26 protein-coding genes and 4 tRNA genes are annotated in these 26,550 nt (G+C 67.5%); 13 read left to right on the top strand and 17 right to left on the bottom strand.

The genetic code is table 11. The annotated features are described in order from the left end of the window. Positions 1-93 precede the first annotated feature (93 nt). Positions 94-270: a hypothetical protein gene (locus AC2D10_RS02220; protein WP_484710196.1), complete on the top strand. Its 177-nt coding sequence runs from the start codon at positions 94-96 to the stop codon at positions 268-270. A 9-nt stretch (positions 271-279) separates the two neighbouring features. Here AC2D10_RS02220 and AC2D10_RS02215 read toward each other — a convergent pair whose 3' ends face one another. The 4 genes from AC2D10_RS02215 to AC2D10_RS02200 all read right to left on the bottom strand — a co-directional run bounded on the left by AC2D10_RS02215 (position 280) and on the right by AC2D10_RS02200 (position 1,174). Continuing rightward, a complete protein-coding gene (locus tag AC2D10_RS02215; protein ID WP_484710195.1) occupies positions 280-813 on the bottom strand; it encodes a 2'-5' RNA ligase family protein in 534 nt (177 codons plus the stop codon). A 62-nt stretch (positions 814-875) separates the two neighbouring features. Beyond that, a tRNA-Val gene (locus AC2D10_RS02210) sits at positions 876-947 on the bottom strand. A 29-nt stretch (positions 948-976) separates the two neighbouring features. Further along, positions 977-1,047: transfer RNA gene (locus tag AC2D10_RS02205), tRNA-Cys, on the bottom strand. 54 nt (positions 1,048-1,101) lie between these two features. After that, positions 1,102-1,174: transfer RNA gene (locus tag AC2D10_RS02200), tRNA-Gly, on the bottom strand. A 149-nt stretch (positions 1,175-1,323) separates the two neighbouring features. Here AC2D10_RS02200 and AC2D10_RS02195 point away from each other — a divergent pair. Continuing rightward, a tRNA-Val gene (locus tag AC2D10_RS02195) sits at positions 1,324-1,396 on the top strand. Positions 1,397-1,408: 12 nt separating this feature from the next. Here the strand turns inward: AC2D10_RS02195 and AC2D10_RS02190 are convergent. Next, the gene (locus AC2D10_RS02190) at positions 1,409-1,594 is read right to left on the bottom strand and encodes a DUF7882 family protein (protein WP_484710193.1); all 186 of its coding nucleotides are present in this window, start codon (positions 1,592-1,594) and stop codon (positions 1,409-1,411) included. Positions 1,595-1,610: 16 nt separating this feature from the next. After that, a complete protein-coding gene (locus tag AC2D10_RS02185) occupies positions 1,611-2,828 on the bottom strand; it encodes an aminotransferase class I/II-fold pyridoxal phosphate-dependent enzyme (protein ID WP_484710192.1) in 1,218 nt (405 codons plus the stop codon). Between the two features lie 134 nt (positions 2,829-2,962). On the opposite strand from AC2D10_RS02185, the gene AC2D10_RS02180 reads away from it, so the two are divergent. Next, positions 2,963-3,388: a GIY-YIG nuclease family protein gene (locus AC2D10_RS02180; protein ID WP_484710191.1), complete on the top strand. Its 426-nt coding sequence runs from the start codon at positions 2,963-2,965 to the stop codon at positions 3,386-3,388. Between the two features lie 76 nt (positions 3,389-3,464). After that, positions 3,465-4,790 carry a flavin monoamine oxidase family protein gene (locus tag AC2D10_RS02175; RefSeq protein ID WP_484710190.1) on the top strand — a complete coding sequence of 442 codons (1,326 nt, stop codon included), beginning with the start codon at positions 3,465-3,467 and terminating at the stop codon, positions 4,788-4,790. Between the two features lie 63 nt (positions 4,791-4,853). On the opposite strand, the gene AC2D10_RS02170 is transcribed toward AC2D10_RS02175, so the two are convergent. Beyond that, entirely contained in the window at positions 4,854-5,237 is a 384-nt protein-coding gene (locus AC2D10_RS02170) for an SPW repeat domain-containing protein (RefSeq protein WP_484710188.1), read from the bottom strand. 233 nt (positions 5,238-5,470) lie between these two features. Between AC2D10_RS02170 and AC2D10_RS02165 the strand changes: the two genes are divergently transcribed. After that, positions 5,471-6,631: an N-acetyltransferase DgcN family protein gene (locus tag AC2D10_RS02165; RefSeq protein ID WP_484710187.1), complete on the top strand. Its 1,161-nt coding sequence runs from the start codon at positions 5,471-5,473 to the stop codon at positions 6,629-6,631. On the opposite strand, the gene AC2D10_RS02160 is transcribed toward AC2D10_RS02165, so the two are convergent. The 3 genes from AC2D10_RS02160 to zapE form a co-directional block, all read right to left on the bottom strand. Beyond that, positions 6,597-7,175: a type II toxin-antitoxin system PemK/MazF family toxin gene (locus tag AC2D10_RS02160; RefSeq protein WP_484710186.1), complete on the bottom strand. Its 579-nt coding sequence runs from the start codon at positions 7,173-7,175 to the stop codon at positions 6,597-6,599. The genes AC2D10_RS02165 and AC2D10_RS02160 overlap by 35 nt on opposite strands. Positions 7,176-7,195: 20 nt before the next feature. Next, entirely contained in the window at positions 7,196-8,434 is a 1,239-nt protein-coding gene (locus tag AC2D10_RS02155; protein WP_484710184.1) for an ammonium transporter, read from the bottom strand. Between the two features lie 128 nt (positions 8,435-8,562). Next, positions 8,563-9,606, bottom strand: a complete 1,044-nt coding sequence (gene zapE / locus AC2D10_RS02150) for a cell division protein ZapE (RefSeq protein WP_484710183.1) — start codon at positions 9,604-9,606, stop codon at positions 8,563-8,565. A gap of 146 nt (positions 9,607-9,752) precedes the next feature. Here zapE and AC2D10_RS02145 point away from each other — a divergent pair, with 146 nt between their 5' ends. Continuing rightward, entirely contained in the window at positions 9,753-10,646 is an 894-nt protein-coding gene (locus AC2D10_RS02145; RefSeq protein ID WP_484710182.1) for a sulfurtransferase, read from the top strand. An 18-nt stretch (positions 10,647-10,664) separates the two neighbouring features. Further along, positions 10,665-11,096 carry a SufE family protein gene (locus AC2D10_RS02140; RefSeq protein ID WP_484710180.1) on the top strand — a complete coding sequence of 144 codons (432 nt, stop codon included), beginning with the start codon at positions 10,665-10,667 and terminating at the stop codon, positions 11,094-11,096. On the opposite strand, the gene AC2D10_RS02135 is transcribed toward AC2D10_RS02140, so the two are convergent. Further along, a complete protein-coding gene (locus tag AC2D10_RS02135; RefSeq protein WP_484710179.1) occupies positions 11,080-12,234 on the bottom strand; it encodes an alpha/beta hydrolase in 1,155 nt (384 codons plus the stop codon). The genes AC2D10_RS02140 and AC2D10_RS02135 overlap by 17 nt on opposite strands. 25 nt (positions 12,235-12,259) lie before the next feature. On the opposite strand from AC2D10_RS02135, the gene AC2D10_RS02130 reads away from it, so the two are divergent. The 4 genes from AC2D10_RS02130 to AC2D10_RS02115 all read left to right on the top strand — a co-directional run bounded on the left by AC2D10_RS02130 (position 12,260) and on the right by AC2D10_RS02115 (position 17,462). Next, the gene (locus AC2D10_RS02130) at positions 12,260-12,841 is read left to right on the top strand and encodes a DUF3000 family protein (RefSeq protein WP_484710177.1); all 582 of its coding nucleotides are present in this window, start codon (positions 12,260-12,262) and stop codon (positions 12,839-12,841) included. Beyond that, a complete protein-coding gene (locus AC2D10_RS02125; protein ID WP_484710175.1) occupies positions 12,834-14,027 on the top strand; it encodes a ribonuclease D in 1,194 nt (397 codons plus the stop codon). Before AC2D10_RS02130 ends, AC2D10_RS02125 begins: the two co-directional genes overlap by 8 nt. A 73-nt stretch (positions 14,028-14,100) precedes the next feature. Further along, a complete protein-coding gene (locus AC2D10_RS02120; RefSeq protein ID WP_484710174.1) occupies positions 14,101-15,309 on the top strand; it encodes a thiolase family protein in 1,209 nt (402 codons plus the stop codon). 8 nt (positions 15,310-15,317) lie between these two features. Beyond that, entirely contained in the window at positions 15,318-17,462 is a 2,145-nt protein-coding gene (locus AC2D10_RS02115) for a 3-hydroxyacyl-CoA dehydrogenase NAD-binding domain-containing protein (RefSeq protein ID WP_484710172.1), read from the top strand. Positions 17,463-17,522: 60 nt separating this feature from the next. On the opposite strand, the gene dxs is transcribed toward AC2D10_RS02115, so the two are convergent. From dxs to dut, 5 genes are all read right to left on the bottom strand, one after another. Then, positions 17,523-19,463 (bottom strand): 1-deoxy-D-xylulose-5-phosphate synthase, encoded by a 1,941-nt coding sequence (gene dxs, locus AC2D10_RS02110; protein ID WP_484710171.1) that lies wholly within the window; start codon positions 19,461-19,463, stop codon positions 17,523-17,525. Between the two features lie 154 nt (positions 19,464-19,617). Continuing rightward, a complete protein-coding gene (locus AC2D10_RS02105) occupies positions 19,618-22,455 on the bottom strand; it encodes an aconitate hydratase (RefSeq protein WP_484710170.1) in 2,838 nt (945 codons plus the stop codon). Between the two features lie 153 nt (positions 22,456-22,608). Beyond that, positions 22,609-23,358: a DUF3159 domain-containing protein gene (locus AC2D10_RS02100; protein ID WP_484710169.1), complete on the bottom strand. Its 750-nt coding sequence runs from the start codon at positions 23,356-23,358 to the stop codon at positions 22,609-22,611. Then, positions 23,355-23,942, bottom strand: a complete 588-nt coding sequence (locus tag AC2D10_RS02095) for a DUF3710 domain-containing protein (protein WP_484710168.1) — start codon at positions 23,940-23,942, stop codon at positions 23,355-23,357. Before AC2D10_RS02095 ends, AC2D10_RS02100 begins: the two co-directional genes overlap by 4 nt. Continuing rightward, positions 23,935-24,405 (bottom strand): dUTP diphosphatase, encoded by a 471-nt coding sequence (dut, locus tag AC2D10_RS02090; protein WP_484710167.1) that lies wholly within the window; start codon positions 24,403-24,405, stop codon positions 23,935-23,937. The genes AC2D10_RS02095 and dut overlap by 8 nt, the downstream gene beginning before the upstream one ends. A 3-nt stretch (positions 24,406-24,408) precedes the next feature. Between dut and AC2D10_RS02085 the strand changes: the two genes are divergently transcribed. Then, positions 24,409-24,882 (top strand): DUF3093 family protein, encoded by a 474-nt coding sequence (locus tag AC2D10_RS02085; protein WP_484710166.1) that lies wholly within the window; start codon positions 24,409-24,411, stop codon positions 24,880-24,882. A gap of 87 nt (positions 24,883-24,969) precedes the next feature. On the opposite strand, the gene AC2D10_RS02080 is transcribed toward AC2D10_RS02085, so the two are convergent. Continuing rightward, positions 24,970-25,263: a DUF4193 domain-containing protein gene (locus AC2D10_RS02080; protein WP_484711785.1), complete on the bottom strand. Its 294-nt coding sequence runs from the start codon at positions 25,261-25,263 to the stop codon at positions 24,970-24,972. 198 nt (positions 25,264-25,461) lie between these two features. Here AC2D10_RS02080 and sepH point away from each other — a divergent pair, with 198 nt between their 5' ends. Further along, positions 25,462-26,514 (top strand): septation protein SepH, encoded by a 1,053-nt coding sequence (sepH, locus tag AC2D10_RS02075; RefSeq protein WP_484710165.1) that lies wholly within the window; start codon positions 25,462-25,464, stop codon positions 26,512-26,514. The last annotated feature ends 36 nt before the right edge of the window (positions 26,515-26,550 follow it).

The following is a 26,550-nucleotide window of genomic DNA, read 5'->3' as shown; positions in this document are numbered from 1 at the left end:
ACGGAGGGATGGGAGCAGGTACATCCCCCGCGAGACGGACCTGGGCAGAAGCGTCGCACGCGCGCCAGGCATGCGGGTCACTATGGTCGGACTGTGAACCTCGAATCCCAACTCGGCCTACTACTCGTGGTCAACATCGCGGTCGGCATCCTGGCGACTGTGGTCGGCCTGCTCCTGATGTACCTCGTGATCCGTCAAGGCGTCTTCCACGGGCTGCGCGCTCACACCCGCTGGGTCGACAACGGTAAGGACTACGAGAAGATCCGTTAGCTCGCGGCGCTACGAGAAGGTTGTGATGGTGCTGGTGGTTGCAGTGGCGGCATCCCAGCGTCTCAAGCTCACCACGTGACCATGGATCTCGCCGCCGATGTGATCCAGAGCTGCGGTGAGATCGGAGTTACGCAGTCGGCGGGCGAGGGTGACATGGGGGCTCCACTCCCCTGGGGTGGTGTGCGGGGCGTCGTCCCCGTATCCGGCAGCGGCGTGCACAGCAGCGTGGACACTGAGCAGCTCGGTCGTCGGCGTGACACTCCGGGCGAGCACGCGGCGCTCTCCGGTGCCGAAGAGCAAGGGAGCGCTGAGTATGACCGGGAACGATGAGAGCCCCGCGAGAGTCTGCGAATCGAATGCGGGCAGATCGTTGCGCACGAGGAGCGTCAGGTGGGGGCGGTTGCTCGCCGATGTATGAGGCGCGAGGCTCGACATCCCGTGCGATGCGAGCGCGTCCCACTCGGCGCGGACAGCCGCCTCTGTCACCGGGTCGAAGAGCAGCTCAATCGAGCTGACAGGACGCTTGGGCTCGGGGTTTCGCACGCCTCGATTATGCCCAGGCTCCCCGGATACGAAAAAACCCCCGGAAAACCGGGGGTTCAGTGTGCGCGATACTGGGATCGAACCAGTGACCTCTTCCGTGTCAGGGAAGCGCGCTACCGCTGCGCCAATCGCGCCTGTTCAGGCTTTTCAGTTGTATGCGACGAGGTGGCGACGGGATTCGAACCCGTGTAAACGGCTTTGCAGGCCGGTGCCTAGCCGCTCGGCCACGCCACCGTGTGGATTGACCCCACGTGCCGTGAGCCTTCCGGAGAAGACCCTCTGCACTCGAGCGGATGACGAGACTCGAACTCGCGACCCCAACCTTGGCAAGGTTGTGCGCTACCAACTGCGCTACATCCGCATTTCGTTCCCGGTGTCCCGGGCACTCATGAAACATTAGCCGAAGATCTGCCGGTGTCCAAACCGGAACGGAATCTCGCGCGTGTCTTCTGGACTGGTCAAAGCGGGCCTTCTCGTCCGGTAGTATCGGTTGTCGAGCCTCAGGGCTTAGGGCGATTGGCGCAGTTGGTAGCGCGCTTCCTTCACACGGAAGAGGTCATCGGTTCGAGTCCGGTATCGCCCACCTCACGAACGTCTACGGCCCGGTCTCGATGCGCAGCTCTCCGTGCGCGTTGAGGCTCTGCATCATCCGCGCGACGCGCGTTCCGTCGATGGGCGGGCTCTCTGCCTCATCGAAGGCGATCACCAGCGGGATACTCGGGTGGATCCACGCCGTCAGACGCCCATCGGGGACCTCTCCCACGGGCTTCCAGGTCATCATGAAGCGGCTCCGTCCATTACCGGTGGCTCTTGACATCGCCGCTCGTCGTGGAGTCCGAATCCGAGAGGGTCTTCAAGAACGCACCGATCCGCCGCAGGCCCTCGGCCAGCTCGTCGCGAGACGCGGCATACGACAGACGCACGTGGGTGTGCGCGGTGGCCGTCGCGAAGTCGCGACCCGGGGTGAGCGCGACGTGAGCGGACTCCAGAAGCCGTGCGCAGAAGCTCCACGCGTCGAGCCCGGTCGAGCTGACGTCGAAGTACACGTAGAACGCGCCGTCCGGCACCACCGGCACCTCGAGCCCCAGTTCGGCCAGACCCTCGAGCACGATGCGGCGTCGCGCAGCCAGCTCGAGTCGACGCTCCTCGCAGATCTTCAGCGACTCCGGCAAGAACGCCGCCACCGCAGCCTGTTGCGCAGGGGCCGAGCTGGAGAGGAAGTAGTTCACGGCGAGACGTTCGACCGGCGAGACGAGCTCAGCGGGCAGGATCGCCCACCCGAGGCGCCACCCTGTCATGCCGAAGTACTTCGAGAAGCTGCCGATCACGATGGCATCGGGGTCGGTCGTCAGCACGGTCGCCGCAGGTGTGCCGTCGGCCGCGTGGTCGGCCAAGTCGAGGTAGATCTCGTCCACGATGCGCCAAGCTCCCCGCTCGTGCGCGAGCTCGCAGATCGCGGCGAGCTCCGCGAACGGGATCGACGCTCCGGTCGGGTTCGCCGGACTCGCGATCATCACCGCCGTGGTGCGGTCGCTCCATGCCGCACTCACGGAGGCGGCGTCGAGCTGGTAGCGGTTCTCGGGCACCGCCGGCACGGTCACCAGCGTCCCGCCGAAGCTTCTCACCAGTTCCCGGTTGCACGGGTACGAGGGGTCGGCGATGATCACCTCGTCGCCTTCCTCGGTCGTCGCTGCCGTGACCACCAGGAGCGCGGCAGAGGCCCCCGAGGTGATCAGGATGCGGCCCGGGTCGACCTCCACGTGGTGCTTGTCCCGATAGAAGCCGGCGATCGCCTCACGCAGGGCCGGGAGTCCGAGCACGGCCGTGTACGGGAGCGGTCGACCGTCCATCGCCGCGATCATGGCGTCTCTCACGGCCGGTGGCGCACCGAAGTCCGGTTCACCGATCGAAAGCCGCACGACGTGGTGCCCCTGGGCGGTCAGCGCCGCGGCGCGTTCACCGATCGCCATCGCGTGGAACGGCTCCGCCTCGCGGGCGCGTCGAGCGAGTTTCATCGAGACTCCAGTCAGCCGAGGATCGCGGAGGGGCGGCAGTGCGCCGGTGCGTCCGTCGACTGCCAGGATGCCACGTCCGGCGGTGCGGAGGCATCCGGCTGTCGAGTGTCGGCACCCCGACGTAATCTCACTACGTGTCGACCAAGGCTGCGCTTCCCGGACCCTGCCACCTCTGTGGAGGGATGCAGGGCACGAGGATCGGCGAGGCGTGGCTGTGCTCCGCGTGCGGGTGGAGGTACGGAGACGTCCCCGATGCGGATCTGCCTCTCCCCCGCGTCGACGTGGTCTACTACTTGCGCTATGACCGGCGGGTGAAGATCGGCACCAGCCGGCAGCCGCGGCAGCGGCTGCGCAGAATCCGCCATCACGAGCTGCTCGCGTTCGAGGCCGGCGACCGCTCTCTCGAGCAGAGCCGTCATCGCGAGTTCGCGAACGTGCGAGAAGGCGGCGAGTGGTTCACGCTGACCGGTGAGCTCCGGGCGCACATCGACGCGTTGCGGGCGGTGGGTGATCCGTGGCAGCTCTACGCCCGCTGGCTGAGCGAAGCGCTGCGCGGGTGACCGCTACCCCGCGCCTTCACTCTCTGGCTATCGTCGGAGTCGAGGCGGCGATGTCGCAGCCGCGAAGGGAATCACCATGGAGCACTTCGACGCGATCGTGATCGGCGCCGGCGTCGCCGGTCTCAGCACGGCGCAGCTGCTTCGCCGAGCGGGTCGTTCGGTCCTCGTGCTGGAGGCGAGGGACCGCATCGGCGGACGGGTCATCACGGATCGCACAGTCGGCGTGACCGATCTCGGTGCCTCCTGGGTTCACGGCATCACGAACAGCCCTGTCGCCGCAGCGGCGGAAGCCTTCGGCATGCCGACGAGGGAATTCAGCGTCGGCGGGTACCAGGTCGACAGCCGGCCGATCGCCTACTACGGCCCCGACGGAAGGCGGCTCTCCGACGACGACGCGCACGCTTTCGCTGCAGACGTGCATTCCGTCGACGCGGCGCTCATCGGCACGATCGCAGACTCCGCGCCTGACGCCTCGTATCGCGAGGCGACCGAGGCGGCGCTGGCCCGACAGCCGTGGGATGCGGATCGTGTGCAGCGGGTGCGCGAGTATCTCGAGCATCGCGCCGAGGAGCAGTATGGCGCGTGGATCGAAGACCTTGCCGCGCATGGGCTCGACGACGACTCCATCGACGGCGACGAGGTCGTGTTCCCCGACGGATACGACCGTCTGCCTGAGGGGCTCGCGACCGGCCTCGATATCCGCCTCGAACACGTCGTCTCCGGCGTGGAATGGTCTCGCGGGGTCCGAGTGCGCACGTCGCAGGGCCACTTCGGTGCAGATGCGGCAGTGCTCACGGTGCCGGTCGGCGTGTTGAAAGCGGGGGCCATCGCGATCGAGCCGCCGCTCCCTGCTGCGAACGCCGACGCGCTGAGCCGCCTCGAGATGAACGCCTTCGAGAAGATCTTCCTGCGCTTCCCCACACGATTCTGGGATGCAGGCGTCTACGCGATCCGCCAGCAGGGACCGCAAGCCCGCTGGTGGCATTCCTGGTACGACCTGACCGAACTGCACGGCGAGCCCACGCTCCTCACGTTCGCGGCGGGACCAGCTGCCCGGGAGACCCGCGACTGGGACAACGAGCAGGTGCTCGACTCGGTGCTCTCGGCGCTCCGCCGGCTCTACGGGGAATCCCTGCCTACGCCCACGCAGCTCCATCGCACCACCTGGCAGGACGATCCCTTCGCGCGCGGGTCCTACGCCTACATGACGCTCGGGGCGACGACCGCGGATCACGACGATCTCGCATTACCGATCGGCGACGGGGTGCTGCACATCGCCGGTGAGGCGACCTGGACCGATGACCCGGCGACGACCACCGCCGCGATGCTGTCCGGACACCGCGCGGCGCAGCGGATCCTGGGACGCGACGTGCCGCTCGAGACTCTCTGGTCGGAGCGGTAGCGGGATCGTGCGACAACGACGAAGCGCCCCCTCCTCGCGGAGGGGGCGCTTCGAGTCACTGGATCAGGCGCGAGCGCGGCGCGGGGTGCTCTCCGGCTGCGGCTTCGAGAACAGCACGACGATGATGACCGTCACACCGACGACCACATGCGGGAGCCAGACGTTGAGCGCCTCGCCCGAGAATCCGAAGATCCAGGGGGACAGCGCGAGAAACAGGCTCGCGACGATGTCGAACACCAGGTGAACCGGCATCGGGATGAAACCGAACGGGCCCCATTCGTACTTCGTGAACAGGCTGTAGACGATCAGGCCGACGCCGAGCACGATCGGGATGATGACGGCGGGTCCACCCACCGCCGCGAAGCCGAACAGCCAGGGTGCCGCGATGAGAGCGATGCCGACGAGATAGTCGAGAATGCCGTGGACCTTGGTGGGGATGAAGCGCATGATTCCTCCTGGTTGTGGTGTCGCTCGATGCGCGACTCACAGCTCATTCGGCGCATCCCCCGGATCGGATTGCACGCACGCCTCCGCGGACGACTCGCGGCTGGGTCTCGGGGCGCCCTGCTACGGTGAGGCGGTCGGCATCTTGTCGACATCAGGGAAGACTTCTTGTCGACCAACGGGCCCATGGCCATTTCGTTCTCCGTCGCCTCCTCTGTGTGAGCCCGAGGAGCGTCATGCCCAGCCCGTCCTTTTCCCCTGTCAGCGACCCCGCCGATCACACGTGGGCCGCGCCGATCGCTCTGCCGACCGGTTCGACCGCCGTGATCTACTGCGAAGGTCAGTTCGGGGAGCAGGACGGCAAGACCGCCAACGGTCTCGTCCGCCATTCCGAGAAGTACGACATCCTCAGTGTCATCGACAGCACGCACGCGGGCGCGGACGCCGGCATGGTGCTCGACGGCGTGGACAAGGGCATTCCGATCCTCGGCGGGCTCGCGACGGCGATCGCCCACGCGGGCCGTGTTCCCGACTACCTGATCTGCGGTGTCGCTCCGGCCGACGGTCTGCTCTCCGATGCCCAGCGCACCGTGCTGCTCGACGGCATCACTCGTGGCATGCACATCATCAACGGTCTGCACGAGTTCCTCACCGACGACGCCGAGTTCGTCGCCGCGAGCCTGCTCGCCGGGGTCACGATCACGGACGTCCGTCGCCCGAAGGACAAGAAGGACCTGCACCTCTTCTCGGGCCGCATCTTCGACGTGACCTGCCCGCGGATCGCCGTGCTCGGCACCGACGGCGCGATCGGCAAACGCACCACCTCGACTCTCCTGGTCGCGGCGCTCAACGAGCGCGGCATCCATGCCGTCATGGTGGGCACCGGTCAGACGACGATCATCCAGGGCGGCAAGTACGGTGTGGCGCTCGACGCCCTCGTGCCCCAGTTCTGCTCGGGCGAGGTCGAGAATCAGGTCGTCGCCGCGTTCGAGGGCGAAAACCCTGACATCATCATCGTCGAGGGCCAGGGCGCCCTCAGCCACCCCGCTTACATCACCTCGGCGCACATCCTGCGCGGAAGCCAGCCCGCGGGCGTCATCGTGCAGCACGCGCCGGGTCGCGTCATGCTGGGCGACTTCCCGATGGTCGCGATGCCCACGATCGAGAGCGAGATCGCACTGATCGAGGCTTTCGCCGACACCCGCGTGATCGGCGTGACCGTGAATCACGAGAACTTGACGCCGACGCAGCTTGCGGAGGCGATCGACGAGATCGAGCTCGAGACGGGTCTGCCTGCCACCGATCCCCTGACGCGGCCGCTCGCCGAACTGGTCGAGATGGTCCTGCAGGCGTTCCCGACGCTCAGCCCGCAGCAGCCCAGCCGTAGCGCTGCCTGAGAGCGGCGCTCACGCGGTCGTATCGGCGGCGGTCCAGCACCGCCGCCTCTCGGCGCAGTCCGCGCTCGTGCACGCTGTACAGCTGCTCGATGTCCACCCAGGACTCGCGGCCCTGCGCATCCCAGGCGCCTGCGCCGATCGTCAGGTAGTCACGGTCACCGTCGTGGGGCTTGCTGGTCAGCCGCACCGCATAGACACGGTCCGCTGACGCCCGACCGATCACCAGGACAGGACGATCTTTGCCGCGTCCGTCGTTCTCCTCGTACGGCACCCACGTCCAGATGATCTCGCCCGCGTCGGGCGCCCCGTCGCGGTCCGGTGCGTATCCGATGTGTACCGCGCTGAGGTGATCGGGGTCGACGCGCACCGTGGCCTCCCCCGAGGCCGCTGGAACGAGCACCGCGGTGGTGCCGGATTCCGCGGACGTGCGCAGACGCGCAGTCGGGCGTCTCGGACCAGAAGTGGTCCGAGACGCCCGATCTGCTCCCAGCGCGGAGCGAAGGATGCCTGCGAGTGTTGCGAGGATGCCACGGGATTTGCTCACCCGGTCACCCTAACGGCCGTTCAGGAGTTCGCGAGAGCGTAACCCTCTTCACCGTGCACGACCAGGTCGACACCGGCGATCTCGTCCTCGTTGGTGACGCGGAAGCCGATCGTCTTCTCGATCGCGAAGCCGATGATGAAGGCGACGACGAACGAGTAGATCAGGACCCCGAGCGCGGCGATCACCTGGACGGCCAGCTGGCGAGCGTCGCCGCCCACGAACAGGCCGGTCTCGGAAGCGAAGAAGCCGAGGTAGACGGTACCGAGGAGTCCGCCGACCAGGTGGATGCCGACCACGTCGAGCGAGTCGTCGAATCCGAGACGGAACTTCAGCTCGATCGCGAGAGCGCAGACCACACCGGCCAGCAGGCCCAGCAGCAGCGCCCAGCCCGGGGTGAGGTTCGCGCACGCCGGGGTGATGGCGACGAGACCCGCCACCGCACCGGAGGCGGCGCCGACCGAGGTGGGCTTGCCGTCCTTGATCTTCTCGATCAGGATCCAGCCGAGGATCGCGGCTGCGGTGGCGCCCAGCGTGTTCAGACCGATCAGTCCGACGCCGCCCATGTCCTCCGCCAGCCACTCAGCGCCGGCGTTGAAGCCGAACCAGCCGAACCACAGCAGTGCGGCGCCCAGCAGCGTCAGCGGCACGTTGTGCGGCTTGAGGATGCCCTTCTGGAAGCCGATGCGCTTGCCGAGGACCAGAGCGAGGGCCAGAGCCGCCGCACCCGCGTTGATGTGCACCGCGGTGCCACCGGCGTAGTCGATGACGCCGATGCCACTGTCCTCGCCGAACAGAGTCGTGCCGAGGTTCATGATCCAACCGCCGCCCCAGACCCACGCGGCGACCGGGAAGTAGCCGACCGTGGCGAAGATGCCGGCGAAGATCAGCCAGCTGCCGAACTTCGCGCGGTCAGCGATGGCGCCCGAGATCAGGGCGACCGTGATGATCGCGAAGGTCGCGCCGTAGGCGACACCGAGAAGAGCGACGTTCGAGCCCTCACCCGAGGCGAGGCTCGAGAGGCCGATGTCGGCGAACGGGTTGCCGGCGAAAGCGGTCGGGCTGTCGACGGCACTCATCGAGAAGCCGAACAGAATCCACAGCACGGCGACGAGACCGATCGAGCCGAAGCTCATCATCATCATGCTGACGACGCTCTTCGCCTTGACGAGACCGCCATAGAAGAAGGCGACGCCGGGCGTCATGAGCAGGACCAGCGCTGTCGCGGTGATCGCCCACGAGATGTTGCCGGGAGCATCCATAGGAAAACCTCACATCCGAAGTAATTGAGAGCTTCAGTGTGACGACGCGCCGTTTCGCGGATGCGTGAGGTTTGTTTCCCCGGTGTTACAGGATGCCGCTGGGTGTGAACATCCCGTTACACACGTCTTCAGGCTTGCGCAGAATGTGTCAATGCGTTGAGTCGGGAGATGGCGCGCAGGTACTTCTTGCGGTATCCACCGGCGAGCATCTCGTCCGAGAAGACGGAGTCGAGCGGCGTCCCGGTCGCACTCACCGGAATCTGTGCGTCGTACACGCGGTCGACGAAGGCGACGAGGCGCAGAGCCTCGGACTGGTCGACCAGCTGGTGCACGTCACGCAGCCCGACGCGATCGATCTCGTCGATGAGCCGGATGTAGCGTGACGGATGCACCTGCGCCAGGTGGCGGATCAGGTCGCCGAACGCGTCGTCCGATACGGCCCCCTGCCCTGACGCCGCGGCGATGGACTTCTCGTACTGCGCGTCGTCGAGCACGACCGCATGGCCGTCGAGGGCGCGCTGACGGAAGTCGACTCCGTCGATGCGCAGCGTCTGGAACCGGTCGGACATCGCGTGGATCTCGCGCAGGAAGTCCTGCGCGGCGAACCGCCCCTCGCCCAGCGCGTTCGGAGGCGTGTTCGACGTGGCAGCCAACCGGGTGCCGGTGGGAACGAGCTCACCGATCAGGCGCGTCATGACCATGGTGTCGCCCGGATCGTCGAGCTCGAACTCGTCGATGCAGAGCAGATCGGCGCCCTTGAGCAGATCGACCGTGTTCTTGTATCCGAGCGCCCCGACGAGCGCCGTGTACTCGATGAACGACCCGAAGTACTTCCGACGAGCGGGCATCGCGTGATAGATCGAAGCCAGAAGGTGCGTCTTGCCGACGCCGAAGCCACCGTCCAGGTACACCCCGGGCTTCATCTCGGGCTCTTTCTTCGAACGACTGAACAGTCCGCCCCGCTTGACCTGCGCGCTGCGACCGGCGAAGCGCATCAGCGTCTCCTTGGTCTCCTCCTGCGACGGATACTCGGGGTCTGCCCGGTAGGTGTCGAACGTGGCGGAGCCGAACTGCGGCGGCGGCACCAGACTCGCGAGCATCTCCGCTCCGGTCACGGTGGGCTGACGCGCGGTCAGGTGCACGATGCCCGTGCGGGAAGGCGTCTCGGTCATCACAGTCCTGAATCGGGTGCGGACCTGTGTCGAAGTCTTACGAATCCGGTGCAGGCAGCTCGGCGGCGATCTATCGTCGAAGGGACGGCTCCACATTACGCCGTCCGCACCGCACCATCGTCCGCTCACCCCTGGAGGAGATCCCTGTGGCCATCGAGTTCGATTCGTCTTCACCCAAGTTCGCCGAGTACTCCGAACCCGGACGCCTGGTGACCACCGAGTGGCTCGCCGAGCACCTCGACACCCCCGGTCTCGTGGTGGTGGAGTCCGATGAAGACGTGCTGCTGTACGAGACGGGCCACATCCCGGGAGCGGTGAAGGTCGACTGGCACACAGAGCTGAACGACCCGGTCGTGCGCGACTACGTCGACGGCGAGGGCTTCGCCGAACTGCTCAGCCGCAAGGGCATCTCTCGAGATGACACGGTCGTGATCTACGGCGACAAGAACAACTGGTGGGCCGCCTACGCGCTCTGGGTGTTCTCGCTCTTCGGCCACGAGGACGTCCGGCTGCTCGACGGCGGTCGTGACCGCTGGATCGCCGAGGGACGCGAGATCACGCGCGAGGCGACGACCCGTCCGGCGACCGACTACCCGGTGGTCGAGCGCGACGACTCCGTCATCCGCGCGTACAAAGAAGACGTGCTCACGCACATCGGCCGCCCGCTGATCGACGTGCGCTCGCCTGAGGAGTACAGCGGAGAGCGCACCACCGCGCCCGCCTACCCCGAAGAGGGCACGCTGCGCGCCGGACACATCCCCACCGCGCAGAGCGTGCCGTGGGCGAAGGCGGTCGCCGAGGACGGCGGGTTCCGGAGCCGTGCCGAACTCGACGCGATCTACCGCGACGGTGCTGGCCTGAAGGACGGCGACAATGTGGTGGCGTACTGCCGCATCGGTGAGCGTTCCAGCCACACCTGGTTCGTGCTGCGTCATCTGCTCGGGTTCGAGAACGTGCGCAACTACGACGGATCCTGGACCGAGTGGGGCAGCGCCGTGCGCGTGCCCATCGTGACCGGATCCGAGCCCGGCACGGTCTGATCGTGTGAGAATTCTGGGATGAGCACCACGGACGTCCCAGACACCCTCGCCGAGATCCGAGACGCGTTCCTCGAGACGCCGGAGGCTGATCGTCTGCTGCTCCTGCTGGAGTTCGCGGACGAGCTGCCTCCGGTGTCCGACGAGGTCGCCGATCATCCCGAGATGTGCGAGCGCGTCGCCGAATGCCAGTCACCGGTGTACATCTACGTCGAGGTCGTCGACGACGTCGTCACCATGCACGCCACGGCCCCGCCCGAGGCTCCGACCACGCGCGGTTTCGCCAGCATCCTGGCTCAGGGGATCTCCGGACTCTCGCCCGATGAGGTCCTCGCCATCCCCGACGACTATCCGCAGTCGATCGGACTCACCAAGGCGGTCTCACCGCTGCGTATCGGTGGAATGACGGGAATGCTGATGCGGGCGAAGAAGCAGGTCAGGCAGAAGCGCTGAACCCGGTGGCGCGCAACCATTCGGTGATCGCGTCGCTCCACCCGGACTGGTCGTAGTTCCAGAGCTTGGTGTGCCGTGCCACGGTGAAGCGCGGCATCGTGACGAGATCCGGACGAGCCGCCGCCAGCGCATGCGAGGCGTCGGCCGGTACGAAGCCGTCGTCCTCGCTGTGCAGGATCAGGATGGGGACCGCCAGTTCCTGCGCGCGGGCGACCATGTCGAGTCGGTCGAAGTGGATGGCGTCTTCCGCGCCACTCATGCGCGCGGTGACCGGCATCGACAGGGCACCCATGGCCAGGTCGGGCAGCGGGGCGTGCATCCCGGCTTTTCGGGCCTGGAACCGCAGGACCGTGCGCCAGTCGATCACGGGCGATTCGAGGATCAGCCCGGCGATTCGGTCGCGATGCGCCGAGTTCACCGCGGTCTGCAGCGCCACGGCGCCTCCCATCGACCACCCCATCAGGAGCACGCGTTCGGCGCCGTGCCGCAACGCGTACGAGATCGCCGCATCCACATCCCGCCACTCTGCGGCGCCCAGCGCGTACGCGCCGCCACGGCTGCGCGGTGCCTCGCCGTCGTTGCGGTACGACACCACGAGCGACGACAGTCCGGCCGCCTGCAGCACCGGGACCGCGCGCAGGCACTCCGCTCGTACCGCACCGCGCCCGTGCACCTGGACGACCCAGGTCGAGGACTCCGTCGGAAAGTGCCACGCCGGACACGGCCCCGCAGACGACCCGATCAGAATGTTCTGCCAGGGCAGGTGCAGCTCAGACGGTGACGAGTAGTACCAACCGCTGAACCGCGCGTCACGGTCCACCCGCGCGCCGGGCTCGATCTGCGTCAGAAGCTTGCGGCGCACGCTGGTGGCGTCGGCGCTCAGGACCGCCCCGAGCTTGACGTATCCGTAGGTTCCGGTCGTGAAGAGGCCGTAGCGTCCGGGCAGTTCGGTGTCGAGCGTGCGGCCCAGCTCGATCGTCTGCGCCCCGGTGTCAACGGCGAGGATCACCGCGTCTGTCGACCCTCGCACGGGGGTCACGATCCGACGCGCCACCCGGAGGACGATGAACGCCAGCGCTCCCCCGAGTGCGAACAGCGCGGGGACAAGGAGTGCAACGGCGTGCCTGAGACTCTTCATCGCCTCCTGACTCTAGCCTGTTGCCGTGACCGCACACCCCGAAGCAGGGTCGCTCTTCGACAGCGCCGCCGCTGAACTGCGTGAAACCGCCTTCCGCGGCGACATCGTCGTTCACGAGATCGCGACCCCTCAGGGGCTCGCGCCGTTCGCGCTGGCCCTGGCCGCCGACGTCCGACCGGACGAGCACGGGGAGTCGGTGTACGGGACCGGTCGCTTCGTGCTGCTGCACGACCCCGACGCACCGGCCGCCTGGGGCGGTGCCTGGCGCATCATCATCTTCGCGCAGGCGCCGCTCGAGACCGAGATCGGAACCGACCCCCTCCTCGCGGACGTGACGTGGTCATGGCTCGTCGATGCGCTCGACTCTCGTGAGGCGATCTACCACTCCCCCTCGGGCACGTCGACCAAGACCCTGTCCAAGGGGTTCGGGGGGCTCGCGATCGAAGGAGACGGGGCCCAGATAGAATTGCGGGCGTCCTGGACACCGGACGGCCCGTTCCGACCGCACGTCGAAGCATGGGCCGAGCTGGTCGGAATGCTGGCGGGACTTCCGCCGGGTTCCGAGGGCATCGCCGTGATCGGCGCGCGAAAGGCTGTACGTGACTGAATACTCTGTGATCTCGGACGCCGAGGAATTCCTCGCCGCCTGCACCGTCCTCGCCTCGGGAACCGGTCCCGTCGCCGTGGATGTCGAGCGGGCATCCGGGTTCCGCTACTCGCAACGCGCCTACCTCGTGCAGGTGTTCCGCCGCGATGCCGGTGTCTTCCTCTTCGATCCTCCCGCGATCGGTGACTTCACGGCGTTGCAGGACGCGATCGGATCGGTCGAGTGGGTTCTGCACGCGGCCAGCCAGGATCTCCCGTCCCTGCGGGAGCTCGGGCTCGAGCCCCCCACGATCTTCGACACCGAGCTGGCATCGCGCCTGCTCGGCCACGAGCGCGTGGGCCTTGCGGCGGTCGTCGAGCACACGCTGGGGATCACGCTCAAGAAGGAACACTCGGCTGCTGACTGGTCGACCCGACCGCTTCCCGCATCATGGCTGGAGTACGCCGCACTCGATGTGCTCCACCTCGTCGACGTGCGTGACGCCCTGGTGGCGGAACTCTCAGAGCAGGGGAAGACCGACATCGCCGCGGAGGAGTTCGCCGCCACCCTGTCGCGCGCGCCGAAGCCGCCGCGAGACGACCCCTGGCGGCGTCTGAGCGGCCTGCACCAGGTACGCGGAGCCCGCAACCTCGCGGTCGCCCGCGCTCTCTGGCAGGCGCGCGAGGCGTACGCACAGGAGCAGGACGTCTCACCCGGACGACTCGTCCCCGATCGCTCGCTCATGGCGGCTCTGCTGGGAAATCCGCAGAGCAAGCAGGCCCTCGCGGGCATCAAGGAGTTCCAGGGCCGGGCGAGCCGCACACAGTTGGATCGCTGGTGGCAGGCGTTCGTCGACGGACGCGCCACCGAGGAGCTTCCGCGTGAGCGGGTGCCGAGCGACGCGCTGCCGCCGCCCCGGGCCTGGGCCGATCGCAATCCCGAGGCGGACGCACGACTCAAGGCTGCTCGCCCGGTCGTCGAGACTGTCGCCGAGGAGCTGTCCATGCCGACCGAGAACTTGCTGACTCCGGATTTCCTTCGCCGCGTCGCCTGGGATCTGTCTCTGCAGACGGCGGAAGCGATCGGCGACGCCCTCACAGAACTCGGCGCGCGCCCGTGGCAGGTTGCACACACTGCACAGAAGATCGCGGACGCTTTTGTAGAAGCCAGTCAACTGCCCGACGAGCCGCCCGCAGACGCTTCGTAGGTTCGATCCAACCGATTCCTCTCGATTTTGGCGCGTTCCTAGACTGGGACGACCGCACAAACTTGGAGGCAGAGTGGCCGAGATCTCGGACGTCTTCTTCGTCGATGGAGTGCGCACCCCCTTCGGGCGCGCCGGCGAAAAGGGCATGTACTGGAACACCCGCGCAGATGACCTCGCTGTCAAGGCGACCATCGGCCTGATGGAGCGGAACGCGGCCGTCCCGGCCGACCGCATCGACGACGTCGCGATCGCCGCGACGAGCCAGACCGGCGACCAGGGGCTCACGCTCGGACGCTCCGTGGCGATCCTCGCCGGTCTTCCCCAGACCGTGCCGGGCCTGGCGGTGGAGCGCATGTGCGCCGGCGCGATGACCAGCGTCACCACCATGGGAGCGTCGATCGGCGTCGGCATGTATGACCTCGCCCTCGCCGGCGGCGTCGAGCACATGGGCCATCACCCGATCGGCGACAACGCCGACCCGAACCCGCGATTCGTCGCGGAGAAGATGGTCGACCCCGGTGCGCTGAACATGGGCGTCACCGCTGAGCGCATCTTCGACCGCTTCCCGCACCTCACCAAGGAGCGCTCCGACCGGTTCGGCATGCTCAGCCAGCACAAGGTGCAGGCTGCCTATGACGCCGGCAAGATCCAGCCCGACCTGGTGTCGGTCGCGATCAAGGGTGCAGACGGCGCCTGGGGCCTCGCCACGGAGGATGAGGGTCGCCGCCCGCAGACGACGATGGACGACCTCGCCGCACTGAAGACGCCGTTCCGTCCGCACGGCCGCGTGACCGCCGGCACTTCGTCCCCGCTCACCGACGGCGCGACGATGTCGCTGCTCGCCGGCGGCGGCGCGGTGAAGGAGCTGGGGCTGGCACCGAAGATGCGCATGGTCTCGTTCGCCTTCGCGGGCGTACAGCCCGAGATCATGGGCATCGGCCCGATTCCGTCGACCGAGAAGGCTTTGAAGAAGGCCGGTCTCACGATCGACGACATCGGACTGTTCGAGTTGAACGAGGCGTTCGCCATCCAGGTGATCTCCCTGCTCGATCACTTCGGTATCGCCGACGACGACCCCCGCGTGAACCAGTGGGGAGGCGCGATCGCCCTCGGCCACCCGCTCGCGGCGTCCGGAGTGCGTCTGATGATCCAGCTCGCGGCGCAGTTCGCCGAGCGTCCTGACGTCCGATACGGCCTCACCGCCATGTGCGTCGGTCTCGGTCAGGGCGGTTCCGTCATCTGGGAGAACCCGCACTACGACGGCAAGAAGCGGAAGAAGTGAGCGCGAACGTGACGAATTACGACGAGATCGACTTCTCCCCTATCCAGGCGCTGACCGAGGGCGAGGTGATCACGCACTCGCCCGTGCGCGACATCCGCCTCCCGTCCGGCAAGATGCTCGCCCTGATCACGCTCGACAACGGGCGCGACCACAACCGTCCCAACACGCTGGGCCCGGCGACGCTCACCGAGCTCGGCCAGACGCTCGACGGGCTCCGTGCCCGCGCAGCCGCCGGCGAGATCCAGGCGGTCGGTGTCACCGGCAAGCAGTACATCATGGCCGCCGGCGCCGACCTGTCCGACATCAGCAAGGTCGGATCCCGCGACAACGCCCGACTGATCGCACAGCTCGGCCACAAGGTGCTCGGCAGGTTCTCGGACCTCGGTGTGCCGTCGTTCGCGTTCGTGAACGGTCTGGCTCTCGGCGGTGGACTCGAGATCGCGCTCAACTCCACGTATCGCACCGTCGACTCGTCGGCCGCAGCCGTCGCGCTGCCCGAAGTGTTCCTGGGCATCATCCCCGGGTGGGGCGGCGCCTATCTGCTCCCGAACCTGATCGGGATCGAGAACGCGCTCGAAGTCGTCATCTCCAACCCGCTCAAGCAGAACCGCATGCTGAAGCCTCAGCAGGCGTTCGACCTCGGCATCTTCGACGCCATCTTCCCGGCGGCGAACTATCTCGAGAACTCGCTGGCATGGGCGGACGCGGTCCTCAACGGCAAGAAGGTCGAGCGCAAGAACGAGCCCGGCAAGCTCGAGCGACTCACGAAGTGGCCGATCGCGGTGAAGATGGCGCGCGGCATGCTGGAGTCGAAGATCGGCACCGTGCCGAAGTCGCCGTACGCGGCACTCGAGCTGCTCGACAAGGCGAAGAGCGGGACGAAGGCCGAGGGCTTCGCCCGCGAAGACGAGGCGCTGGCCGATCTCGTCACCGGCGATCAGTTCGCTGCCTCGATGTATGCGTTCGACCTGGTGCAGAAGCGCGCCAAGCGGCCGGTCGGCGCGCCCGACAAGGCGCTCGCGAAGAAGGTGACCAAGGTCGGCATCATCGGAGCGGGACTCATGGCGAGCCAGTTCGCGCTGCTGTTCGTGCGCAAGCTGCAGGTGCCGGTGCTCATCACCGATCTCGATCAGGCCCGGGTCGACAAGGGCGTGGCCTACATCCACGAGGAGATCGGCAAGCTCGAGGGCAAGGGTCGGCTCGACGCCGACACCGCCAACAAGCTCCGTGCGCTCGTGACCGGCACCACCGACAAGACCCTCTATGCGGACTGCGACTTCGTGATCGAAGCCGTCTTCGAGGAGGTCGGCGTCAAGCAGCAGGTGTTCGGCGAGATCGAGAACATCATCGCCGAGGATGCCATCCTCGCCACCAACACCTCGTCGCTGTCCGTCGAGGAGATCGGCGCGAAGCTCTCACACCCCGAGCGCCTCGTCGGCTTCCACTTCTTCAATCCGGTGGCGGTGATGCCGCTCATCGAGATCGTGAAGACCCCGTCGACGGCGGACGCCGCACTGTCGACCGCGTTCGTGGTCGCGAAGAATCTCGGCAAGAGCGCCGTGCTCACCGCCGATGCCCCCGGCTTCGTCGTGAACCGTCTGCTGGCGAAGGTCATGGGCGAGGCCGCGCGGGCCGTCTACGAGGGCACACCGATCGCCGACGTCGAGAAGGCCTTCGCACCGCTCGGCCTGCCGATGGGTCCGTTCCAGCTGATCGACCTCGTCGGCTGGAAGGTCGCAGCGCACGTGCAGGACACGATGGTGCACGCGTTCCCGCACCGCTTCTACGCGAACGAGAACTTCCATGCTCTCGCCGCGCTCGATTCGGTCGTGGAGAAGGACAGGGGCGGTCGGGTCACCGGCTGGACCAAGCAGGCGGAGAAGATCGTCAAGCCCGTCGTGGGTTCGACGCCGGCATCTGCGGCGACGATCCTGGGACGCGTGCAGGACGGACTCGCCCACGAGATCAAGACCATGCTCGACGAGGGCGTGGTGCCCGAGGTCGAGGACATCGATCTCTGCCTGATCCTCGGCGCGGGCTGGCCGTTCATCGACGGCGGAGCCTCGCCGTACCTCGATCGCGAGGGTGCGTCTGATCGTGCCTTCGGCGGGTCGTTCCACACCCCGCAGATCCGGGGCATCGAGCACCGCTGATCGAACGGGGAAGGGGGCCGCGCTTCGGCGTGGCCCCCTTCTTCGTCGTCTGGACCGGTCTCAGCGGCGCTCGCGCAGCGGAATATCGATCGCGCCGGTCTCCCCGGCGTTCCGGGCGATCGGGATGCGGGTGCCGAGCACCTGAGCCACCACGTCCTGCGCGATCTTCGATGCCGTGAGCCCTGCGTCCGCGAGGATCTCTGCGCGGGTCGCGTGGTCGATGAACTCGTCCGGCAGACCCAGCTCGTCCACGGCCGTGTCGATCCCGGACTCGCGCAGTACCTGTCGCACACGGGTGCCGATGCCACCCACGCGAATGCCGTCCTCCAGCGTGATCACGAGCCGATGCCGCGCGGCCAGGGCCACCACCGAGGGCTGCACCGGGATCGCCCACCGCGGATCGATCACCGTGGCGCCGATGCCCTGTGCGCGCAGTCGCGCAGCGACGTCCATCGCGAGCGTGGCGAAGGGCCCGATGGCCACGAGCAGCACATCTTCTGACTCGCCGCGTTCCAGCACGTCGACACCGTCGTGCAGTCGTTCGACGGCCGGCAGGTCATCGGCGACGGATCCCTTCGGGAAGCGGATGACGGTGGGGGCATCGTCGACGTCGACGGCCTCATCCAGGGCTTCGATCAGACGCGCGCCGTCTCGGGGTGCCGCGATGCGGATGTGCGGAACGATCTGCAGCATGGCGAGGTCCCACATGCCGTGATGGCTGGGACCGTCGGGGCCGGTCACGCCGGCGCGGTCGAGCACGAAGGTCACACCGGCGCGGTGCAGAGCGACGTCCATCAGCACCTGGTCGAACGCCCGTCCCATGAACGTCGCGTAGAGCGCGACGACGGGGTGCAGTCCTCCGAAGGCCAGACCGGCGGCCGAGGCCACCGCATGCTGCTCGGCGATGCCCACGTCGTACACGCGATCGGGGAACCGCTCGGCGAACGGCGCCAGACCCGTCGGACGCAGCATGGCGGCGGTCATCGCGATCACGTCATGCCGACGCTCACCCACCTCGACGAGCGCATCCGAGAAGACGTCGGTCCAGCCGCGGCCCCCGGATGACAGCGTCTCGCCGGTGATCGGATCGATCTGCCCGACGGCGTGGAATTGATCGGCATCGTCATCGCGAGCGGGCTGGTACCCGTGGCCCTTCTCGGTGATGGCATGCACGATCACCGGTGCGCCGTACGACTTCGCGAGTTCGAGCGTCTCGAGCAGCGCGGGCAGGTCATGCCCGTCCACCGGCCCGAGGTACTTGATGTCGAGATTCGAGTACAGCGCCTCGTTGTTGGTGAAGCGCGAGAGGAAGCCGTGCGTACCGCCGCGGACGCCGCGGAACACGGCACGCCCGATCGGACCGAACGCGCGGAACAGACGGTCGGACTTGTGGTGCAGCTCCTTGTAGGCCGCTGCCGTGCGCACGCGGTTGAGGTACCGCGACATCCCGCCGATGGTCGGCGCGTAGGAGCGTCCGTTGTCGTTGACCACGATCACGAGATTGCGATCGTTGTCGTCGGAGATGTTGTTGAGCGCCTCCCAGGTCATGCCGCCGGTGAGTGAGCCGTCGCCGAGCACCGCGACGACGTGCCGATCGGCGCGCCCCGTCGCCGTGAGCGCGCGTGACACTCCGTCGGCCCAGCTGAGCGAGCTGGAGGCGTGCGACGACTCGACCACGTCGTGAGGGCTCTCACTGCGCTGCGGATAGCCGGCCAGACCCCCGCGCAGACGCAGCCCGGAGAAGTCCTGTCGGCCCGTCAGCAGCTTGTGCACGTAGGACTGGTGCCCCGTGTCGAAGATGAAGGGATCATCGGGCGAGGAGAACACCCGGTGCAGCGCGATCGTGAGTTCGACGACCCCGAGGTTGGGACCGAGATGCCCGCCGGTGCGGGAGACGTTCTCGATCAGGAATTCGCGGATCTCGCCCGCGAGTCCGACCAGCTGATCCTCGGACAGAGCGTCCAGATCGCGGGGTCCTGAGATGCTCGGGAGAATCGGCATCTGCACCTCCTACAGGCTTCATCAGCGCCGCCCGCACAGCTGCGGGCGTCTCGTCGATCCTATCGCGCCTGCCCGGGGGGAAGCCTGGAAGCAGGCGCGTGACACGACGAAGGGGGCCGGGTCGCGATGACCCGAGCCCCCTTCGTGTTGCGCGTCAGACCAGCGAACGCAGCACGTACTGCAGGATGCCGCCGTTGCGGTAGTAGTCGGCCTCACCGGGGGTGTCGATGCGGACCACGGCGTCGAACTCCACGACCTGCTTGCCCTCGGGCGAGTGCTCGCTCGGAGTCGCGGTGACCTTGACCGTCTTGGGGGTCACGCCGCTGTTCAGCTCCTCAAGACCCGAGATGGAGACGATCTCCGTGCCGTCGAGGCCCAGTGTCTCCCAGCTCTCCCCTGCGGGGAACTGCAGCGGGACGACGCCCATGCCGATCAGGTTCGAGCGGTGGATGCGCTCGAAGCTCTCGGTGATGACCGCCTTGACGCCCAGCAGACTGGTGCCCTTGGCCGCCCAGTCACGCGACGAGCCGGAGCCGTACTCCTTGCCGCCGAAGATGACCAGCGGGGTGCCCTGCTCCTGGTAGTTCATGCTCGCGTCGTAGATGTACGACTGCGGGCCGCCCTCCCGGGTGAAGTCGCGGGTGAACCCGCCCTCGACGACCTGGCCGTCGTTGACAGCCGAGACCATCATGTTCTTCAGGCGGATGTTGGCGAACGTGCCGCGGATCATGACCTCGTGGTTGCCACGACGCGACCCGAAGGAGTTGAAGTCCTTGCGGTCGACCCCGTGCTCGGTCAGGTACTGCGCCGCCGGCGTTCCCGCCTTGATGTTGCCGGCCGGCGAGATGTGGTCGGTGGTGACCGAGTCGCCGAGCGTCGCCATGACACGGGCGCCCTCGATGTCGCGCACCGGAGTGAGCTCCATCGTCATGCCGTCGAAGTACGGCGCCTTTCGCACGTAGGTCGAGTTCTCATCCCACTGGAAGATCGCGTCATCCGGGGTGGGCAGGCTGCGCCAGCGCTCGTCGCCGTCGAAGACGGTGGCGTACTGCTTGATGAACTGCTCCCGCGAGATCGACGAGTCGACGAGCTCCTGCACCTCGGCTGGCGTGGGCCAGATGTCCTTCAGGAACACGTCCTGGCCGTCTGTGCCCTGTCCCAGCGCGTCGTTCTCGAAGTCGAAGTGCATCGATCCGGCCAGTGCGTAGGCGATGACCAGCGGCGGGCTGGCGAGGTAGTTCATCTTCACGTCGGGGCTGATACGGCCCTCGAAGTTGCGGTTTCCGGAGAGCACCGCGGTGACCGCGAGGTCGTGCTCGTTGATCGCCTCGGAGACCTCCTCGATCAGCGGTCCGGAGTTTCCGATGCAGATGGTGCAGCCGTAGCCGACGGTGTAGAAGCCGAGACCCTCGAGGTCCTTGTCGAGTCCGGACTTCTCGTAGTAGTCGGTGACGACCTTCGAGCCCGGTCCCAGCGTGGTCTTAACCCAGGGCTTCTGCTTGAGGCCCTTCTCGAGAGCCTTGCGCGCCACCAGACCCGCGGCGATCATCACCGAGGGGTTGGAGGTGTTCGTGCACGAGGTGATCGCCGCGAGGGTGACCGCTCCGTTGTCGAGGATGTACTTCTCACCGCTCGGCGTCGTGACCGGCACCGGCTTCGATGCGTTCGCCGGAGCCCCGCTGTTGATGTGCACGGGACGCGTGGTGCGCGGCTCCTCCTCGCCCGGGGCGTTGCCCGGGTCGGAGGCGGGGAACGAGTGCTTCGACTCGAGGTCGACGACGTCGTCCGACGTGGACGGTGCCGCGTAGGCGAGGATGTCGCGCTCGAACTGCGACTTCGCGTCGGAGAGCAGGATGCGGTCCTGCGGGCGCTTCGGGCCGGCGATCGAGGGGACGACCGTGCCGAGGTCGAGCTCGAGGTACTCGCTGAACGTGGGCTCGTGCGAGGCGTCGTGCCAGAGCTTCTGCTCCTTGGCGTAGGCCTCGACGAGCGCGACGGCCTCATCGCTGCGGCCGGTCAGGCGCAGGTAGTCGAGCGTGACGTCGTCGATCGGGAAGATCGCCGCGGTCGAACCGAACTCGGGGCTCATGTTGCCGATGGTCGCGCGGTTCGCGAGCGGGACCGAGGTCACACCCTCACCGTAGAACTCCACGAACTTGCCGACGACTCCGTGCGTGCGCAGCAGTTCGGTGATGGTGAGCACGACGTCGGTCGCCGTCACACCGGCGGGGATCTCGCCGCTGAGCTTGAAGCCCACGACGCGCGGGATGAGCATCGACACGGGCTGGCCGAGCATGGCAGCCTCGGCCTCGATGCCACCGACGCCCCACCCCAGCACACCCAGGCCGTTGACCATGGTCGTGTGCGAGTCGGTGCCGACGCAGGTGTCGGGGTACGCGCGCAGCACGCCGTCGACATCACGGTCGTAGATGACCTTCGCGAGGTGCTCGATGTTCACCTGGTGCACGATGCCGGTGCCCGGGGGCACGACCTTGAAGTCGCTGAACGCCGTCTGGCCCCAGCGCAGGAACTGATACCGCTCACCGTTGCGCTCGTACTCGATCTCGACGTTGCGCTCGAGCGCATTCTCGGAACCGAAGAGGTCCGCGATGACCGAGTGGTCGATGACCATCTCTGCGGGCGACAGCGGGTTGATCTTGTTCGCGTCACCGCCCAGCGCCGTGACGGCCTCACGCATGGTGGCGAGGTCGACGATGCAGGGCACACCGGTGAAGTCCTGCATGACCACGCGCGCCGGCGTGAACTGGATCTCGGTGGTGGGCTCTGCCGCAGCATCCCACGACCCCAGAGCCTCGATCTGCGCCTTCGTCACGTTCGCGCCGTCTTCGGTGCGAAGCAGGTTCTCCAGGAGGACCTTGAGACTGAAGGGGAGCTTCTCGTAGCCGGGCACCGTGTCGATGCGGAAGATCTCGTAGTCGGTGCTGCCGACTGTCAGGGTGCTCTTGGCACCGAAGCTGTTCACCGTGGACACGGATCCGTCTCCTTCTGGTCGGATGGGAGCGACAGGCGCTTCCATCTTGCTCGCCTCGGAGGTTCTGCGGCTAGCAAGGCGTACCTAACCAGTCTGCGCCTTTTCGGCCCTCGGCAGAAGCGTGCGATTTATCTTGACATCAAGATAAATCTATCACGCCGGAGCGGTGTTCTCATCGCGCGGCGCGCGCGGATAGAGCGCACGGACCACGAGCCAGGTGACAGCGATCAGCGGCGCGAACAACGGCAGTCCCATGATCAGCTTCAGCGTGCCGAGCGCGGTGACGTCACCCGCGAGGTAGAGGGGCAGCTGCACGGCCAAACGGGCGAAGAACAGGGCGGACCACGCGATCCCGAGCCAGAGGAACGCCCGACGCTTGCGGCGGTCCTGGCGCCAGGCGGTGCCCTCCCCCATCAGGAAGCCGGCCGCGACGCCGATGAGCGACCAGCCGATCAGCGCCGATACCAGCAGCGCCGATCCGTAGACCGCATTGGTGATCAGGCCGGGAACGAAGTTGTCCTCGCCACGTCCGGTCCACAGCGCCAGGGCGGCGGCAGCGGCGGCAGCGATCAGACCGCCGAGCGCGGCGGACGGCGGCGACTTCTGGATCAGACGCACGATCGTGAAGATCGCGGCGAGCCCGACGGAGACCCCGAGCGCGAGGATCAGCGGCTCGGGTCGCAGGGTGAACAGGATGACGAACGCGAGGCTCGGGAGGACCGACTCGAGGATGCCGCGCCAGCCCCCGATCGCGGACCAGACGACACGAGGGGTGCTTCCGCCTTCGACTGGATCGAGACCCGCGCGCCGAGCCGCACCACCGAGCGCGGCCCCCAACACATCCGACGCACTCGTCTCGCGCTCGGCGTCTGGCTGCTCCGAACGCGGCCCGGGAGCGCTCACGCGGAGCCCGGCGTTGCCGGCATCTTCAGCGGAATGAGGTCGCGAGGGGGCATCGGGGATCCGCCGCGCACGACCACGATCGAACGGAACAGATCCTCGACCTTCTCGGCGGCGGCCGGATCGGATGCCGCAGCCCCGCCGATCACGCCGCGCAGGAACCAGCGCGGACCGTCGATGCCGATGAAGCGAGCGAGCCGGAGACCGGATCCCTCGTTCGCCGTCGCGGGGACCTCGGCCAGAAGCTCCTTGCCGAGTGCGCCGTCACGCTCCTCGACGCGGCCGCCCTGAGCCTTCACCTGATCGCGCAGCTGCACGCGCGTCTCGTCCCAGAGGCCCCCGCTGCGCGGCGCCGCGAAGGGCTGGACCTGCAACGAGGAATCCGCGTAGTCGAGACCCACAGCGACGATGCGCTTGGACTGCTCCTCGACCTCGAGGCGCAGGTTCAGCCCCTCGCGCGGCAGGATCTTGATGCCGCCCAGGTCGATGTACGGACGCACCGGGTTCGCCTCGGAGTCGTCGAAGGGTCCCTCCGTCGCCCGGTTCACGGGTGCCGACTTCGCGGGGATGGGGGTGTTGTCAGTCATTGCTCTTCCCTGCCTGATAACCGGTGGAACCGAATCCGCCTTCGCCGCGAACGCTCTCGGGCAGTTCGTCGACCGGAATGAATGTCGCCCGCGAGACGGGCATCACGATCAGCTGTGCGATGCGATCGCCGACGGCCACATCGTACGCGCTGTGATTGTCCGTGTTGATGAGACTCACCTTGATCTCGCCCCGATAACCGGCGTCGACCGTTCCCGGCGAATTCACGATCGAAATGCCGTGCTTTGCGGCGAGACCGCTGCGGGGAACCACGAAGGCCGCATAGCCCTCGGGCAGCGCGATCCGCACGCCGGTCGCGACCAGCGCCCGTTCGCCGGGCTCGAGGTGGACCGCCTCCGCCGCCACGAGATCCGCACCCGCGTCGCCGGGGTGCGCGTATCCCGGAACCACGACGTCACCGTCCAGAACAGGAGCGATAATGGGGACAACAACGGAATCGGTCACCCCATGAGGCTAATGCAGAACCCCACCACAGACGCACGGACGTCCTATCGCGAGCGACTCTCCCCCAGCCTCCGGCTGCTGGTCACGGTCGCGCTCGCCGGACCGATGGTCGCGCTGATCTTCGTCCCCGTCGGATCCACCGTCGCGCTCATCATCGGAGCCGCCGTGTCGGCCGTGCTCGTCGTCCTGCTGGTGGCCGCCGCCCCGGCGATCATGATCACCGGCAGCGTGCTGCACGCGGGACGCGCGCACATCGACGTTCGTCACCTCGGAGACGCGACGGCGCTGACCGGCGACGACGCGCGCCAGGCTCGGGGACCCGGACTCCCCGCCCACGGATGGCACGTGATCCGCGGAGGCATCGACGGCGTCGTGGTCGTGCCGAACATCGACCCCGACGATCCGGCCGAGTCCTGGACCATCTCCACGCGCACGCCCGATCGCCTGGCGGCGGCCATCGCGGCGGCGCGCCGCTGAGACAGCCGTCTCGCGCCGGCCCGCACCCGGAAACGACGACGCGCCCCTGACCGAGGTCCGGGGCGCGTTGGTATCACGTGCGCGTGCTCAGGCAGCGCACTCCTTGCAGATGGGTCCGGCGGATCCCTCGTGGTCGAGCTGCGATTGGTGCTTCACGAGGAAGCAGTTCATGCAGGTGAACTCGTCCTGCTGCGCGGGCAGCACGACGACGTCCAGTTCGAGGTCGGAGAGGTCGGCGCCGGGAAGGTCGAAGTTCGAAGGGTTGTCGGAGTCTTCGTCCCCAGAGGATCCGGAGGACTTGTCCGGAACACGCTCCTTGAGGGCTTCGATCGACTCTGAGTCGTCTTCACTCTTTCGGGGAGCGTCGTAGTCGGTTGCCATGCGGTAGATCTCCACTTTCATGGTGCGAGTGGGTGGTGCGCCGTCGGGTATTCGGCGGCCACAGTTTGCACGACCCAAAGCGAGAACGCAAATGCTGTGGTGTGCGACAGACCAAACTCACGGCACGCCCAGAGTATTCCCGCTCTGCAGCCCTCCTGCGTGACACCATGAACGAACACCCATCAGAGGGGCATTCGCATGGAAAACGTCACGATCGTCGGCACAGAAGCAGGACTGCTCGTACTCGCCACAGAGTCGGGCGAGCGGTTCGCGCTGGCCATCGACGATGTCCTGCGGCGCGAACTCCGTCGCGCCTCCCGCCAGGCCGAACCCGGTGTTCCGCGGCTCGCCGCCAGCCCGCGCGACATCCAGGCTCAGATCCGCGCCGGTCTGACCGCGCCCGAGGTCTCGGCACTTCTCGGCATCAGCGTCGACGATGTGATCCGCTTCGAGAGTCCCGTACTGGCCGAGCGCGAGCACATCATCGATCAGGCCCTCGCCGTGCCCGTTCTCATCGGCAGCGAGGTCGAGCCCGACGCGCAGCCCACGTTCGGTGCCGCCGTGCGCGACAAGCTCGCCGAGGTCGGCGCCACCGATGAGCGCTGGGCCAGCTGGAAAGACGAGACCGGATGGATCGTCAAGCTGGAGTTCACCGCGAGCGAGGTCGAGCACGACGCACGCTGGAGCTTCGACCCGCGCCGCAGCGCGCTCGCTCCGCTGAACGCCGACGCGACCCAGCTCTCGCGCCAGGGCTCGCTGCCCGAGGGGCTCATCCCCCGGCTGCGTGCCGTCGACCCCGACCGCGGTGGCTCGCCGTACAAGGACGAGAGCCGTTTCGACTCCGGAGCCTTCGGCCCCCGACTGCTTCCCACGCCGGACGCCGACTCCGAGAGCCCTGCGCTGCCGGAACGCTCGAACGCGGCTGCGCAGCACGCCGCCATCAATCGCGCGCCGGAACCGGGCGCGACGAACCCGGAGACCGCCGACCTGCTCGAGGCGCTGCGTCGCCGCCGCGGTCAGCGAGAGAACGCTCCCCTGATCGATGACTCGGACGACCACCACGGCGACGAGTCCACGCCGATCGCCCTGTTCGACGCCTTCGAGACCGCGCCGGTCGAACCCGTGCCCGCCGAAGAGCCCCCGCGGACGGAGTCGCCCGACAACGGCGCCGACAGCAACGGCCGCCGGCGCCGTCGCAACGCGATGCCGTCGTGGGACGAGATCGTGTTCGGAGCGCGCACCGACGAATGACGCGTCGAGTGGCAGCGTCGCGTGACGGCGTGCGTC

This window comes from Microbacterium sp. PI-SA-G (assembly GCF_057215335.1).
The sequence above is the reverse complement of the archived record's forward strand: the minus strand, read 5'-3'. Positions and strand labels throughout refer to the sequence as shown.